The sequence below is a fragment of the Streptomyces sp. H27-H1 genome (genome assembly GCF_026627445.1).
Classification (GTDB): domain Bacteria; phylum Actinomycetota; class Actinomycetes; order Streptomycetales; family Streptomycetaceae; genus Streptomyces.
Window position 1 is genome coordinate 69270 of sequence record NZ_JAPNLJ010000024.1, and the last position, 12879, is coordinate 82148.

Annotated in this window: 13 protein-coding genes; 7 read left to right on the forward strand and 6 right to left on the reverse strand. The window is 70.5% G+C overall.

Features of this window, described 5'->3' with window-relative positions; all coding sequences use genetic code 11:
* Nucleotides 1–4: 4 nt before the first annotated feature.
* A complete protein-coding gene (locus OTB20_RS24745) occupies nt 5–2215 on the reverse strand; it encodes an MMPL family transporter (RefSeq protein WP_267820732.1) in 2211 nt (736 codons plus the stop codon).
* Between the two features lie 456 nt (nt 2216–2671).
* Here OTB20_RS24745 and OTB20_RS24750 point away from each other — a divergent pair, with 456 nt between their 5' ends.
* The 4 genes from OTB20_RS24750 to OTB20_RS24765 all read left to right on the forward strand — a co-directional run bounded on the left by OTB20_RS24750 (nt 2672) and on the right by OTB20_RS24765 (nt 5526).
* Nucleotides 2672–2875 carry a cold-shock protein gene (locus OTB20_RS24750; protein ID WP_267752993.1) on the forward strand — a complete coding sequence of 68 codons (204 nt, stop codon included), beginning with the start codon at nt 2672–2674 and terminating at the stop codon, nt 2873–2875.
* A 304-nt stretch (nt 2876–3179) separates the two neighbouring features.
* Entirely contained in the window at nt 3180–4712 is a 1533-nt protein-coding gene (locus tag OTB20_RS24755) for a DEAD/DEAH box helicase (RefSeq protein WP_267820734.1), read from the forward strand.
* Between the two features lie 46 nt (nt 4713–4758).
* Nucleotides 4759–5163, forward strand: coding sequence for a CBS domain-containing protein (locus OTB20_RS24760; protein ID WP_267820736.1), 405 nt, complete (start codon nt 4759–4761; stop codon nt 5161–5163).
* A gap of 51 nt (nt 5164–5214) precedes the next feature.
* The gene (locus OTB20_RS24765; protein WP_267820737.1) at nt 5215–5526 is read left to right on the forward strand and encodes an SCO5918 family protein; all 312 of its coding nucleotides are present in this window, start codon (nt 5215–5217) and stop codon (nt 5524–5526) included.
* Nucleotides 5527–5684: 158 nt separating this feature from the next.
* Here the strand turns inward: OTB20_RS24765 and OTB20_RS24770 are convergent, their stop codons facing one another.
* Entirely contained in the window at nt 5685–6044 is a 360-nt protein-coding gene (locus OTB20_RS24770) for a hypothetical protein (RefSeq protein WP_267820738.1), read from the reverse strand.
* A gap of 700 nt (nt 6045–6744) precedes the next feature.
* On the opposite strand from OTB20_RS24770, the gene OTB20_RS24775 reads away from it, so the two are divergent.
* The gene (locus tag OTB20_RS24775; RefSeq protein WP_267820740.1) at nt 6745–7083 is read left to right on the forward strand and encodes a MerR family transcriptional regulator; all 339 of its coding nucleotides are present in this window, start codon (nt 6745–6747) and stop codon (nt 7081–7083) included.
* Between the two features lie 205 nt (nt 7084–7288).
* Here the strand turns inward: OTB20_RS24775 and OTB20_RS24780 are convergent, their stop codons facing one another.
* Nucleotides 7289–7969 carry a TetR/AcrR family transcriptional regulator gene (locus tag OTB20_RS24780; RefSeq protein ID WP_267820742.1) on the reverse strand — a complete coding sequence of 227 codons (681 nt, stop codon included), beginning with the start codon at nt 7967–7969 and terminating at the stop codon, nt 7289–7291.
* Nucleotides 7970–8117: 148 nt separating this feature from the next.
* On the opposite strand from OTB20_RS24780, the gene OTB20_RS24785 reads away from it, so the two are divergent.
* Nucleotides 8118–9203, forward strand: a complete 1086-nt coding sequence (locus tag OTB20_RS24785) for a GlxA family transcriptional regulator (protein ID WP_267820744.1) — start codon at nt 8118–8120, stop codon at nt 9201–9203.
* Nucleotides 9204–9216: 13 nt separating this feature from the next.
* Here OTB20_RS24785 and OTB20_RS24790 read toward each other — a convergent pair whose 3' ends face one another.
* Nucleotides 9217–10158: an alpha/beta fold hydrolase gene (locus OTB20_RS24790; RefSeq protein ID WP_267820746.1), complete on the reverse strand. Its 942-nt coding sequence runs from the start codon at nt 10156–10158 to the stop codon at nt 9217–9219.
* Nucleotides 10159–10273: 115 nt separating this feature from the next.
* On the opposite strand from OTB20_RS24790, the gene OTB20_RS24795 reads away from it, so the two are divergent.
* A complete protein-coding gene (locus tag OTB20_RS24795) occupies nt 10274–10912 on the forward strand; it encodes a TetR/AcrR family transcriptional regulator (RefSeq protein WP_267820748.1) in 639 nt (212 codons plus the stop codon).
* Here the strand turns inward: OTB20_RS24795 and OTB20_RS24800 are convergent.
* Both OTB20_RS24800 and OTB20_RS24805 read right to left on the reverse strand, forming a co-directional pair.
* Complete coding sequence (locus OTB20_RS24800; protein WP_267820750.1) at nt 10866–12398, reverse strand: alpha/beta hydrolase; 1533 nt, start codon at nt 12396–12398, stop codon at nt 10866–10868. The two genes, OTB20_RS24795 and OTB20_RS24800, sit on opposite strands and share 47 nt — an antisense overlap.
* 129 nt (nt 12399–12527) lie before the next feature.
* A complete protein-coding gene (locus OTB20_RS24805; RefSeq protein ID WP_267820751.1) occupies nt 12528–12872 on the reverse strand; it encodes a hypothetical protein in 345 nt (114 codons plus the stop codon).
* Between the last annotated feature and the right edge of the window lie 7 nt (nt 12873–12879).

Consider the following 12879-nt stretch of genomic DNA (forward strand, 5'->3'; position numbering starts at 1 on the left):
TTCGTCAGACTACGTTCTGCAGCGGACGGGCGGCGGGGGCGGCGTTCACGCGCTGCGGGGAGCGGCGCAGGGGCCACCAGGCCCGGTCGCCGAGGAGCAGCAGGATCGACGGCAGGATCATCATCCTGATCACCACGGCGTCCAGCAGGACCGCGACAGCCAGGCAGAATCCCATCTGCTTCATCTCCGTCAGGTGCAGGAAGACGAAGGCCGCGAACACCGTGACCATCACCATCGCCGCGCTGGTCACCACCTTGGCCGAGCGGCCGATGCCGTCGAGCACTGCCGCGCGGGCCGTCAGCCCGTTCTCCATGGCCTCCTTGATCCGGCTGACCACGAACACCTGGTAGTCCATCGACAGGCCGAAGAGGATCACGAAGAGGAAGAGCGGTACGCGCGACCCGATCGCGCCGAGGGAATCGAAGTCCAGCAGGTTCTCCGCCCAGGTTCCGTGGAAGACCAGGACCAGCGCGCCCAGTGCGGCCGCGGCGGACAGCAGGTTGAGGAGTACGCCGATCAGGGCGATGCCCACCGAGCGGAACGCCACCGCGGTCATCACGAAGGTCAGCAGCAGGAGGAACCCGATGACCAGGGGCAGTTTGCCGGTCTCGTGCTTCACGTAGTCCTGGCCGCGCGCCACGTCACCGCTCACCGCCGTCTCCACGCCGGGCAGTGCGCCGACCGTGGCGGGCAGATACGTCTCACGGAGGTGGTCGAGCGACTCGATCGCCCGGTCGGAGGGGGCGGGGTACGGCACGGCCAGTTCGAGCACGCTGATCCGCCCGTCGGCCGACGTACGCACCTTCGGCTCGGCGTCACGGGCGAACAGCGGGTCCGCCTGGGCCCGACGCCCCAGCTCCGCCAGGGCCTCCTTGACCCGCGGGGCCCGGTCTGGGGTGGAGCGGACGACCACCTCGTGCTTGACCAGGATCTCCGGGAACCGCCCGGTCAGCCGGTCGTAGACCTGCATGGCCGGGATGTCGCGGGAGAAGGTGTCCTTGCCCGGGTCGATGAGCTTCAGGCCCAGAGCGGGCGCCGCTATGGCGAGCATGACCAGTACGGATACGCACAGGGTGAGCGCGGGGCGGCGCCGCGCGGGGCGCAGCAGGGCGGCGAACACCTTGCCGTTCTCGGGCTTCACCCGCTGTGTACGGGCCGGGTTGCCCCGGCTCGCTCGCCGGGCGGCCTTCTTGGCGGCGCGGCGTTCGGTGCGGTGGCCGATCTTCACCAGCAGTGCGGGAAGCACGGTGAGTGAGCTGAGCACGGCGACCGCCACGACGAGGATCGTGCCCGTCGCCAGGGAGGAGAAGATGACGTCCGTGGCCAGGTAGAGGGTCGCTGTGGAGACGATCACCGCGAGGCCGGAGACCACGATGGCCCGGCCGGCCGTCGCCGACGCGAGCTCCACCAGTGCCTCGGGGGTGAGCCGGCCTCCGGCGCGGGCCCGTTCCTCGCGTTCGCGCTTGAGGTAGAAGAGCGTGTAGTCGACGCCCACGGCGAGGCCGATGAGCAGGATCATGTTGGTCCCGACCCCGGGGTCGGGAAGGACGTGGGAGGCCAGCATGGCCAGGCCTGTGGTGGCGGCGATCGAGGAGAGCGCCAGCAGCAGGGGCACACCGGCCATGAGCACCGAGCCGAAGACGATCAGCAGGATGACGAGCGTGACCGGCAGGGTGAGGCGTTCGGAGAGGGCCAGGTCGTCGTCGCGCTGGTCGTTGACGCCCTTGCTGATGGCGGGTGAGCCGGTCTCCTCCACGACGAGGCCGGGGTGGGCGACGGCCACCTTCGCGGTCTGCTCGAGGAGCGCGACGACATTCTTCTTGCCGTCCAGTTCGGCACCCTTCAGGACCACCGTCACGCGCAGGGCCGTCCCGTCGGCCGAGCGGACCGGGGCCGCCACGCTGTCCACCTCGGGCAGCGCGGCCATGCGACCGGTGATGTCACGCGCCGCGGATTCGGCCGCCCGCTCGTCCAGAAGACCGTTCCGCGCGGAGATCAAGACGTGTTCGGTGGGCCGGCGCTGGAGGCCGCCGTCGGTCGCCATCGATTCGGCGCGGCCCGCCTCCCCGACCCAGAAGTCCTCGGTGGTCGCCGGGTTGCCACCGACGGCGATCCCGGCGCCGAGGCACAGAACGACGAACAGGAACCAACCGGTGATCGCGCTCCAGGGGTGTCGGGCACTCCAACGGGCCATATGTACGGGGCGAGTTCTCATGCGTCACATGCTGGTCCGCGGGACCGGTCTCCCGGCAGCCTCGACCAGTTGAACCCGGCGTCCACCAGTCGGTGGACAAGCGCGGGGTCGCGATCTTGTCGTTGGCGATGCCGAACACCCGTCGCGAGTCGGCTTGGAGCGCTATTTTCTAGACGCTGCACTCGCCGTGAATCAATATCTATGTCCGCGGTATCAGAGTTTGGCGATCGCCCCGGGGAGAGTTTTTGCGGCGGCGTACAGGGCGTGAGCATTTAACGTACACACGCCACTGCAGCGTGGTACCGTAAATGTCGGTTGCAGTTGTGGTACCCAAAAACTTCAAGCGCCTCCGGTCGGCCTCCGCGCCAGATGGAAGCGCTTTATATTTCCGGGTCATTTTCCGGTCGGGGCATCATCGCGGCGACACAGTGTCCGCTATTTTGCGGATTCCGGTGTATGCCCCAAAGGAGATATCGCATGGCTGATGGCACCGTGAAGTGGTTCAACGCGGCCAAGGGTTTCGGCTTCATCGAGCAGGACGGTGGCGGCCCTGACGTGTTCGCCCACTTCTCGAACATCGCCTCCCAGGGATTCCGCGAGCTGCTCGAAGGCCAGAAGGTCACCTTCGACATCGCACAGGGCCAGAAGGGCCCGACGGCCGAGAACATCGTTCTCGCCTGACGCCGACAGGCATTGTGCAGCTGGGGCCCGCATCCCTCGGGGTGCGGGCCCCAGCTGCGCGCATTTCCCGCAGTGGTTTTGCCTGCGGGACCGAGCATTCAAGGTCGAGTCCTCCTCGGACCGTACCCCTCGATCGAAGTCCCGGATTTCACATCCACCGGACGTCACCCATTTCAGCGCCTGCGCCCGTACAGATTTCCTGTAGGCCAGATCCGCATTCCATTCGGCCCGTTCTCGTGATTCCCTGCGCTGCTCTTTCGCTGCGGGAATTCCTTGGTGCGCGCCGTATCAAGGAAGGTTCAGAATGAACCCCACGCGCAAGAACGAGCGTTCCTCCCGCACCCGCAGCCGCACCGGCGGCCCCGCATTCGGCGCGGGCGCCGGTTCGTCCCAGGGCAGTCGCTACGGCTCCTCCGCCCCGAGCCGCTCGGGAAGTCCGAGCCGTTCCGGAGGCCCGAGCCGCTCCGGTGGCTACGGCCGCCGGCCCGCCTCCATCCAGGGCGAGTTCGCCCTGCCGAAGACGATCACCCCGGCGCTGCCCGCCGCACTGGCCTTCGCCGATCTCGCCATGCCCGGGGAGCTGCTGGCGGCCCTCCACGCGCAGGGCGTGACCGTGCCCTTCCCGATCCAGGGCGCCACCCTGCCCAACACCCTCGCGGGCCGCGACGTCCTCGGCCGCGGCCGCACCGGCTCCGGCAAGACCCTCGCCCTCGGCCTCGCCCTGCTGGCCCGCACCGCCGGGCAGCGCGCCGAACCCCACCAGCCGCTCGCTCTCATCCTCGTCCCCACCCGCGAGCTGGCCCAGCAGGTGACCGACGCCCTCACCCCGTACGCCCGCTCCGTGAAGCTGCGCCTGACCACGGTCGTCGGCGGCATGTCGATCGGCAAGCAGGCCGGCGCGCTGCGCGGAGGCGCGGAAGTCGTCGTGGCCACGCCGGGCCGGCTGAAGGACCTCATCGACCGTGGTGACTGCCGCCTGAACCAGGTCGCGATCACCGTCCTCGACGAGGCCGACCAGATGGCCGACATGGGCTTCATGCCCCAGGTCACCGCCCTCCTGGACCAGGTGCGTCCCGAAGGCCAGCGGATGCTGTTCTCCGCCACCCTGGACCGCAACGTCGACCTGCTGGTGCGCCGCTACCTGACCGACCCCGTCGTGCACTCGGTGGACCCCTCGGCCGGTGCGGTGACGACGATGGAACACCACGTCCTGCACGTCCACGGCGCCGACAAGCAGCGGACGACCACGGAGATCGCCGCCCGCGAAGGCCGGGTGATGATGTTCCTGGACACCAAGCACGCCGTCGACCGCCTGACCGAACACCTGCTGAGCAGCGGAGTACGGGCCGCAGCGCTGCACGGCGGCAAGTCCCAGCCCCAGCGCACCCGCACTCTCGCCCAGTTCAAGACCGGTCACGTCACCGTGCTGGTCGCCACCAACGTGGCGGCGCGCGGCATCCACGTCGACAACCTCGACCTCGTCGTGAACATCGACCCGCCGACCGACCCCAAGGACTACCTCCACCGCGGCGGACGCACCGCCCGCGCCGGCGAATCCGGCAGCGTCGTCACCCTGGTCACCCCCAACCAGCGCCGCGACATGGCCCGCCTGATGGCCGCCGCGGGGATCACCCCGCAGACCACCCAGGTCCGCTCCGGCGAAGAGGCGCTGCAGCGCATCACCGGCGCCCAGGCACCCTCCGGCATCCCGGTCACCATCACCGCACCGGTGTCCGAGCGGCCCAAGCGCAGCACGGCCTCCCGCGGCCGGCGCAAGCCCCTTTCGGGTGACCGGCGCGCGAACGTACGGCAGTCCACCTTCGATGCGGCGGCCTGATCTCTGTGTGATCAGGAAACTGGCCCATCTCTGCAGGAGGCACACTTTGACCCTGGTCCAGATGGAGTCCCGCTCGACGCGTGCCAACCCTGTGCACCGGACGGTGGGCGATGCCCCGGAGGCAGCGGCTCTGCGGGTCTGTGACGATATGACGGTCGAAGTGGCCTCGGCGGTCATGGCCGGCGCCCGCACGGGCCATCTGCTTGTCTGCGACGATGACGGCGTGTGCACCGGGCTGGTCACCCAGGCCCAACTCGCCGCCATCCGTCAGGGGGACACGTACACGGACCGGGGCCGGCTGCGCGAAGTCCTGGTCGACCGCGGACCGTTCGCCTCGCTCTCGACCACCAAGGCCGAGGCCGAGCATCCGATGCGCCACCGCCGGCTCGATGCCCTGCCCGTCATCGACGGACGAGGCCGCCCTTCGGGCGTCCTCGCCCTTGCACACTGAGCCGTATCACCCACGGCACAATCGTCCCCTTCTACTTTTCTGTGAGGCATCATGCGCTGTGTCATCGCCCGTTTCCCGTTCGACCTGACCCACAGCGGTGTCGTGGAATCGATGAAGGGCATCAAGCCCGAGCCGGTCATCGGTGAGTCCGTGATCATCGGCCGCCGTGCCTACCCGGTCAAGCAGGTCGGCCAGGTCGTCACCCGCCAGGACCGACGCGACTTCAGCGTCGGCGAGGTCCTGCGGGCCATGACCCAGCTCGGCTTCACCTGCCGCGGCATTCCCACCGCCCCCGCGCCCGCGCCGTCGCTCAGCCCGCTCGAGCAGGCTTCCGCGATGCTCGGCGCCCCGGCGACCGTCTGACCTACGGGCCCTGCCCGAGCGCGCCCCCGAACCACGAGGCGCACACCCGAACCACGAGAAGGGCCCGACCGGCACCCGCCGGCCGGGCCCTTCCGCGTTCTGCGGTCCGCGTTCTGCGGTCCGCGTTCTGCGTTCCGATGTCTCCGGGCGGCGCCGGCTCAGAGGTCGGAGTAGCTGACGTCGCCCATCGTCCAGGCGCTGATGTCCGCGATCGAGACGCGGTACATGCCACCCGTCTCCGGGATCCCCACCGCGCCCTGGAGGATGCGGGCCATGTGGAAGTGCAGATGGGTGGGCGGGCCCTCCCGGCGCGGGGGGCCGGTGAAGATGGCGGCGAACTCACCCAAGCGGGCCGAGTCCGTCAGGACCTCCGACACCCGCTGCCTCCAGACGGCTTCGGGAGCCAGCCGACCGGTGATGACAGCGCCACCGGTGACCACGGTCAGGGACATCTGGTTGCTCAGCTCGGACTCCACCAGGGCGGCGACGTCAACGAGCAGCTCGTCAAGCTTCGACATGAGGCCGATTCTATTCGCCGGCCGTCCCGCGGGACATGGAGCCGCTGCCTTCGGACGGCGGCCGCCGTCCCCGAGCTCCTGACCAGCAGCGCAAGCCGCCCTGCGCATCCTAAGGCCTTCATGGTCATCTAGCTTCACCCAGGGAACACGAAAATCTATCCCGGCCAGAGTAGACATTGGGCGGCGGCGTGGTTATGGTTTTTCTCGTAAGCCAGAAAGACAGCAGGGCCTGGCAGACACGAACTGCTGGGCAGCAGTACACGCAGGTGCGTTACGCAGAACGGTGCGGTGGTGGAGTTCCGAAGCCAGAGCTTTGCAGGACGGCGACGGGACTGACGACCGGACCGGGTGGCCCGCAGTCATCAGGGGCCGCCGCGAGCAGTACCGCAGTTGATGCAGTGGCAGTACCCAGCAGTGAAGTCAGTGAAGTCAGTTGATCCACGAGGGAAGAACGGAGGGGCCAGGCGCCATCAGGATCGCCCGGGTCGAAGTCTGAGCCCGGGTACCGCAGGACATCGATAGCGAGGTGGTCTCCGGTCAAGCAACCGCGATCCCCGCACTCCCGGCAGCATCTCGGCCGGGTCGGCGGAAACACGGGGTCGGCGCAGTATCAGGGCCGACAGATGGTGTAGTAGTTCCTTCGGGGCCCTGGTGCCGTACGGCGCCAGGGCCCCTCCATGCGTTTCACGAGAGAGGTGCAATGACAGCAGACGATTCGTTCGGCCGTCTCGATGACGACGACTACCCCGCCTACACGATGGGCCGGGCCGCCGAGATGCTCGGCACCACCCAGGGTTTCCTGCGCGCCCTCGGCGAAGCCCGCCTGATCACCCCGCTCCGCTCCCCCGGCGGGCACCGCCGCTACTCCCGCTACCAACTGCGCATCGCCGCCCGCGCCCGCGAACTCGTCGACCAGGGCACTCCCATCGAGGCGGCTTGCCGCATCGTCATCCTCGAAGACCAGCTCGAAGAAGCCCAGCGCATCAACGCCGAGTACCGCCGCGCCGCCGGGACATCCGCTCCGCCGACCTCGCCCTGAGGTCGGCGTGCCCCTCGGGACCGGCGGGCCCCCGCCCGCGACCAGGACCGAGCCGGGACGCAGCGATTACGCCCCCCTCCGTTCTTCCGAGAAGGCCCAGGTCAGCGACCTGGGCCTTCTTCGTCGGCCACGGTGGCCGACGGCCATGCCGTCAGGGCTGTCGTCGGCGTGGAGCCGGTTCTCCACGGCTTTGCCCTCCGGAATTTCAGGCCGGGCCCGAGGTGCGCAGCGCGTGGGTCAGGCGGCTGACGCTCTCCTCGTCCGCCGGCGCCGATCCGGTGAGGGTGGCGACCAGGGCCTGGGCGAGGACGGTCGCGGAGCCGATCCTCGCGTCCTCCCGTTCGTCGCCGGTGACCTTCCCGATCACCGCGTCACGCACAGACTGCGAGATGTCCAGACCCCCGAACAGCTCGGGGAAGGAGAGTGCCATCAGGCACACGCCCACGTTCGCGGAGAGGATCGACTGGCCGGCCAGGGCCGGGCTCGTCCGCAGCCGTCCGGCATCGCGGCACCGCTTCACGGCCGACAGGAGCAGGGCCTGCGCTTCCCCGATCGCCTGCGGCTTGGCCTCTCCCGTCGGGGTGAACATCAGCCGGTAGAGGTAGGGGTTGCGGAGCGCGAACGCGACGTGGCTGTCCCAGGCCGTGCGCAGGTCCGCCACCGGATCGCCGGTCTGCGGATTGCGCCTCTTGTTGGCGAGGAAGCGCTCGAAGCCGATGTCGGCCACCGCGGTGAGCAGCCCCTCCTTGTCGCCGAACTGACGGTAGATCTCGGGCATGCCGACCTTGGCCCGGTCACAGATGGCGCGGGTGGAGATCGCCGGTGCGTCCTTGGTGGCGAGCAGCTCCACGGTGGCTTCCAGAATACGCTCTCGGGCCGTTGACATGACTCCGATGGTAGCAGTGCTAACAGGTCCGGCCCGGGTGGGCGACGGGCACAGGCAAGGGAACACCGAGCTTTGATATCAGTGATTACGATACATGTTAGCGTTGCATACATCTGCCCGTGATCGCTGCCAGAGAGCTGGACCTCCCATGAGCCGTTCCTCGTCGCTCCTCACCGCCCGCGGCGGCGGGGACACCGGCTGGTCGAGCAGCGCGACCTCATTCACCCGCGAGACGGCCCGGCTGATCGTGATCGTGCTCTTCGAGGGCGTCGACCTCCTGGACGTCACCGGGCCGCCGGAGGTGTTCTCCCTGGTGCCGCGGGAGACGGACGACGCGACCGGCTACCGCGTCGTACTGGCCGCGCGGACGGCGGAGCCCGTCACCACCTCGGCCGGGGTGCGCATCCTTCCGGACCTGACCTTCTCCGAGGCCGCCACGCGGAGCATCGACACGCTCCTGGTGCCCGGCGCGGTCGAACTCGACGCCGAGCGCCGCGTGCACGCCCTCACCGACCCGGTGGTCGTCGACTGGGTGCGCACGCTCGCCGCGGGCGCACGCCGGGTCGCGTCCGTCTGCGTAGGGGCGCACATCCTGGCCGCGGCCGGGCTGCTCGACGGCAAGCGGGCCACCACCCACTGGTCCACCGCGGCGCAGCTCGCCGCCGACCACCCGCTGGTCGAGGTGGACGCCGACCCGATCTTCATCCGGGAGGGCGCCGTGTGGACCGGCGCCGGGATCAGCGCCTGCCTGGACCTCTCGCTCGCCCTGGTGGCCGAGGATTTCGGCGAGAGGACCGCGCTGCGCGTGGCCCGGCAGCTCGTGATGTACCTGAAGCGGCCGAGCGGCCAGAGTCAGCTCAGCGTGCTCCTGGAGCCCGTCTCGGGGACACGGCGCGGCGAGGACCTGCGGCTCTACATCGGGCAGCACCTCGGCGACCGGCTCAGCCTGGCCGATGTCGCCGCGTACGCGCACGTCAGCGAGCGGCAGTTGGCCCGGATCTTCAAGTCCGAGCTCGGCACGACCCCGGCCGCCTACATCGAGTCGGCCCGGGTGGAGGTGGCGCGCAACCAGCTCGAGGCCACCGATGCCACGCTCGAACGCATCGCGTCCGCCTGCGGGTTCGGCACGGTCGACACCCTCGTCCGGGCGTTCCGCCGCCGGCTCGACACCACGCCGACGGAGTACCGGTTCCGCTTCCGGGCCGGATCCGGCTCCGGCTCCGGCTCCGGCTGATTCCCCCGCTCGGCTACGCGGCCCCGCGCGCGGCCGGGTCGAGGGAGTCGACGTCCTCCATGAAGCTCAGCATCCGGGTGTTGACCAGGTCGGGGTGGTCGATCTGCGGGCCGTGCCCGGTCGCGGCGACGATCTCGGCGCGGGCGCCGGGGATCACCCGCGGTACCCGCTCCAGCTGGCGCGCGGGATGCACGAGCAGGCTGCGCTTGCCCATGATCAAGTAGAACGGCGTCCGGATCGAGCCGAGTTCCGCGTCCGAGAGCGGCAGCGGGGCGGGGCGGCGGATCCGGAAGGCGCGGACGCTCCTCTGGATCATCGCGCGCAGTTCGGGGACCACGAGCACCGGTTGTTCCAGCCAGGCGGCGAGGCGCGGGCGCAGCGCCTTGGGGGCGTAGGTCGCGAAGAGGCTGGCGAAGATCCAGACGAAGAAGCGCAGGCCCACCTTCTCCAGGCCGCCCGGGTCCAGGGCGGTGACCGAGGCGAGCCGGCCGGGTCGCAGGTGCGCCTGATTGATGACCAGCCAGCCGCCGTAGGAGGAGCCGACCAGGTGGACCCGGTCCAGGCCGAGCGCGTCGAGGGCCTCGTCCATCCACTGGGCCGCGCGCTCGGGCTGCCACATCGGCTCGCGCTGGACGCTGCGGCCCGGGTCGCCGGGGGTGTCGAGCGCGTAGACGGGCCGTTCGGCGCCGAGGGCCCGGGTGTTGGGGTACCACTGCGCGGAGCAGCCGCCCGAACCGTGGATCAGGACGATGGGCGTACGGGACTCCGCGGCCGGGTCCGTGGGGCCGTACCGGTAGACGTGCGTGGTCCCGAAGCTCGTTTCCACGTCGGTCTCGGAGCGGGCGGGCGCGCCCATCGCGTAGAGCGCGTCACAGGCGGCGAAGTAGCGGTCGCGCAGTTCGTCGCTCACGTAGCGGCCGATGTCGCGGCGTACACGGGGCTTGTTCTCGGGCACGGGGGCACCTCCTGGAGGATCCGTTCTTCGTGATACGACCGTACCATGATGTTGGTACGGCGGTACCATGTAAAAGAGCGGCGGGCTCATCACCGACGGGCGGAGACACCAGAAGATGCCGAAACGCGTGGACCACGAGGAACGGCGCACCCAGATCGCCGAGGCGCTCATCCGTGTCGCCGGACGGCGCGGGCTGCACGCGGTCGGCATGCGCGACGTGGCGGCCGAGGCCGGGGTCTCCCTGCGCCTCGTCCAGTACTACTTCCAGACCAAGGAGAAGCTGCTCTTCTACGGACTCCAGCACCTGACCGACCGCTTCACCGCGCGGGTGGGCGCCCGGCTCGCCGCCGCCGGCCCGGATCCCGGCCCGCGCGCGACGATCGAGGCGCTACTGCTGGCCTCCCTGCCGACCGACGAGGAGAGCCGCACCTTCCACCTCCTCTACAGCTCCTACTCGATCCTGTCCGTGACCGACGAGGCGCTCGCCGCCCAGCCCTTCATCGACAACCCCGACGCCGCGGAGAACGCGCTGACCGGGCTGATCGGCCGGGCACAGGAATCCGGCCTGGCCGACCCCGAGGCCGACGCGCGCAAGGAGGCGATCAGCCTGCTCGCCATGGCGGCGACCATGGGCACCAGCATCCTCGTGGGCCAGCGAGGCCCCGAGTCGGCCGTCGAGGTGCTCCGTCACCACCTGGACCGGATCTTCACGACGCGCACGAGGAGTCCCGAAGGGGACGGCGCCCCGTCCTGAGGTACTCGGTGACCGTGCGGTCGGCGCAGGCGTTGCCGTTGCCGAGGTAGACCCCGTGGCCGCCGTGGTCGACGGTGAGCAGCCGGGCCCGCGCGCCGAGGGCCGCACGCATCTTCAGGGAGCCGGCGTACGGGGTCGCCGGGTCGCGGAGGTTCTGCACCATCAGGATGTTCGACGGGCCCTGGCCGGTGATGCGGGTGGGGCGTTCGGCGGGGGCGTCCTTCCAGAAGGCGCACGGGGTGATGTTCGCCGGCATCCCGGCCGTCAGGGGGTGCGCGGCGCGGTCCGCGGCCACCGCCCGCTCGTACCCGGAGACTTCCTTCGGCCAGGCCACGTCGTTGCAGATGACCCCCACCATCAGCGCCGCGTCCGAGTCGGGCAGTACCGCGGCGAGGTCCCCCGGCAGCGCCGGGATCGCGGCCGGGTCCTGGGCGGCGCGGATCAGACGGGCGAGCGCCGGGAAGAGGGCGTCGCCGTAGAGGGAGGTCTGCAGGGCCTGGCGCAGCATGGTGCCGGTCAGCGGCAGGCCGGGTACGTCGGAGGGCTTGGGGGCCCGGTCCAGTTCCGCCGCCAGGGCGAGGAACAACGGGAGTACGTCCTCCGCGTGTTCGGCCAGCCGCAGGCCCTCCGGCGCCCTCGCCGGGTCCGCCGCCCAGGCCGCGAAGTCGGGGAAGCGGTCGTCGGCTCCCTGCGCCATGTTCGCGAGCCAGCCGCGCGCGACCCGCGTGGGGTCGGGGTCCCCGCTGCTGTCCAGCACCACGCGGTCGGTCCGCGCCGGGAACTTCTGCGCGTACACCGCCGTCACGTAGGTCCCGTACGAGACGGCCCAGGCCGACAGTTTCCGCTCCCCGAGGGCCTCCCGGAAGCGGTCCATGTCGCGTACCTGGTTGGCGGTGGTGAAACTGCGCAGCTCCGCACCGCCGTTCGCGGCGCAGGCCTCGGCCACCCGACGCGAACGGTCGGCGTTCTGCGCGATCCCCCCGTCGGGGCCGGGCCAGGAGCGCAGGGTCGTCAGGCGCCGGTCCGCTTCGTCCAGGCCGCACGCGGCCCTCACGCTGCCGCCCACCCCGCGGGGGTCGAGCGCGACGAGGTCGTAGGCCCCCGCCAACTGCCCGGTCAGCGCCGCCCCCTTCTGCGAGAGCCGCTGCACGCCCGAGCCGCCCGGCCCGCCGGGGACCACGATCAGCGTCCCTCGCCGGGCGGCGGGACGGGCGCTGGGCAGCCGGGACACGGCGAGGTCTACGCGCGGCCCGGCCGGGGCGGCGTAGTCGAGGGGGACGGACAGCTTCGCGCACTGCTGACCGTCGAGGTGGCCCGTATGGGTGCACGGCGCCCAGGCCAGAGCTGGCGGGGAAGCGGCGGCCCTCGCGGTGGCAGCGGCCGTGGCACCGGCAGTGGCAGCGGCCGTGGCGGTGCCCGCCAGCGTGGTCGCGACGGCGGTGGCGCAGAGGGCGGCGAGTGCGGCCTTGCGGCGGTAAGTGGTCATGAAACGAGGATGGTTGAGCATCCGCCGCCGCTACATCCGGTAGCCGGGACAGTCGTCCGGGGGGTATCCCCCCTGGACCCCGGTCCCCAACGCCCTGCGCCTCTACATCCCTGCGCCCCTGCGCCCCTGTCAGACCACCACGAACACCACCGCCGCCGCGCCCATCAGCACGGCGGCGGTGTGGATGGCCGCATGACCGTAGTCGCCCGACCAGAGGTGTCGGGCCAGGCCGCCGATGGCGGCCAGGCCCGCGATGATGCCGATCTGTGCGAGCAGGGTGACGGCGGTGAACGGGGTCAGGAACAGGAGTACCGAGTTGAGCCAGAACGGGGCCGCGCCCGTCCAGCCCCGCCACTCCCGCACCTCCCGCCACTGCTGCCGGGACGGCAGCTCCCGGCGTTCCTTGAGTCTTCGGTGGTCGCCAAGCCCTCGGATCGCCGTCGCCACCGCGCCGTCACCCAGCCTTTCAGTCACTCGCACG

Coding starts and splice junctions, on each gene's coding strand:
- OTB20_RS24755 (WP_267820734.1), top strand. CDS start 3,180: ATGAACCCCACGCGCAAGAACGAGCGTTCCTCCCGCACCCGCAGCCGC.
- OTB20_RS24745 (WP_267820732.1), bottom strand. CDS start 2,215: ATGAGAACTCGCCCCGTACATATGGCCCGTTGGAGTGCCCGACACCCC.
- OTB20_RS24770 (WP_267820738.1), bottom strand. CDS start 6,044: ATGTCGAAGCTTGACGAGCTGCTCGTTGACGTCGCCGCCCTGGTGGAG.
- OTB20_RS24785 (WP_267820744.1), top strand. CDS start 8,118: ATGAGCCGTTCCTCGTCGCTCCTCACCGCCCGCGGCGGCGGGGACACC.
- OTB20_RS24775 (WP_267820740.1), top strand. CDS start 6,745: ATGACAGCAGACGATTCGTTCGGCCGTCTCGATGACGACGACTACCCC.
- OTB20_RS24750 (WP_267752993.1), top strand. CDS start 2,672: ATGGCTGATGGCACCGTGAAGTGGTTCAACGCGGCCAAGGGTTTCGGC.
- OTB20_RS24780 (WP_267820742.1), bottom strand. CDS start 7,969: ATGTCAACGGCCCGAGAGCGTATTCTGGAAGCCACCGTGGAGCTGCTC.
- OTB20_RS24800 (WP_267820750.1), bottom strand. CDS start 12,398: ATGACCACTTACCGCCGCAAGGCCGCACTCGCCGCCCTCTGCGCCACC.
- OTB20_RS24795 (WP_267820748.1), top strand. CDS start 10,274: ATGCCGAAACGCGTGGACCACGAGGAACGGCGCACCCAGATCGCCGAG.
- OTB20_RS24765 (WP_267820737.1), top strand. CDS start 5,215: ATGCGCTGTGTCATCGCCCGTTTCCCGTTCGACCTGACCCACAGCGGT.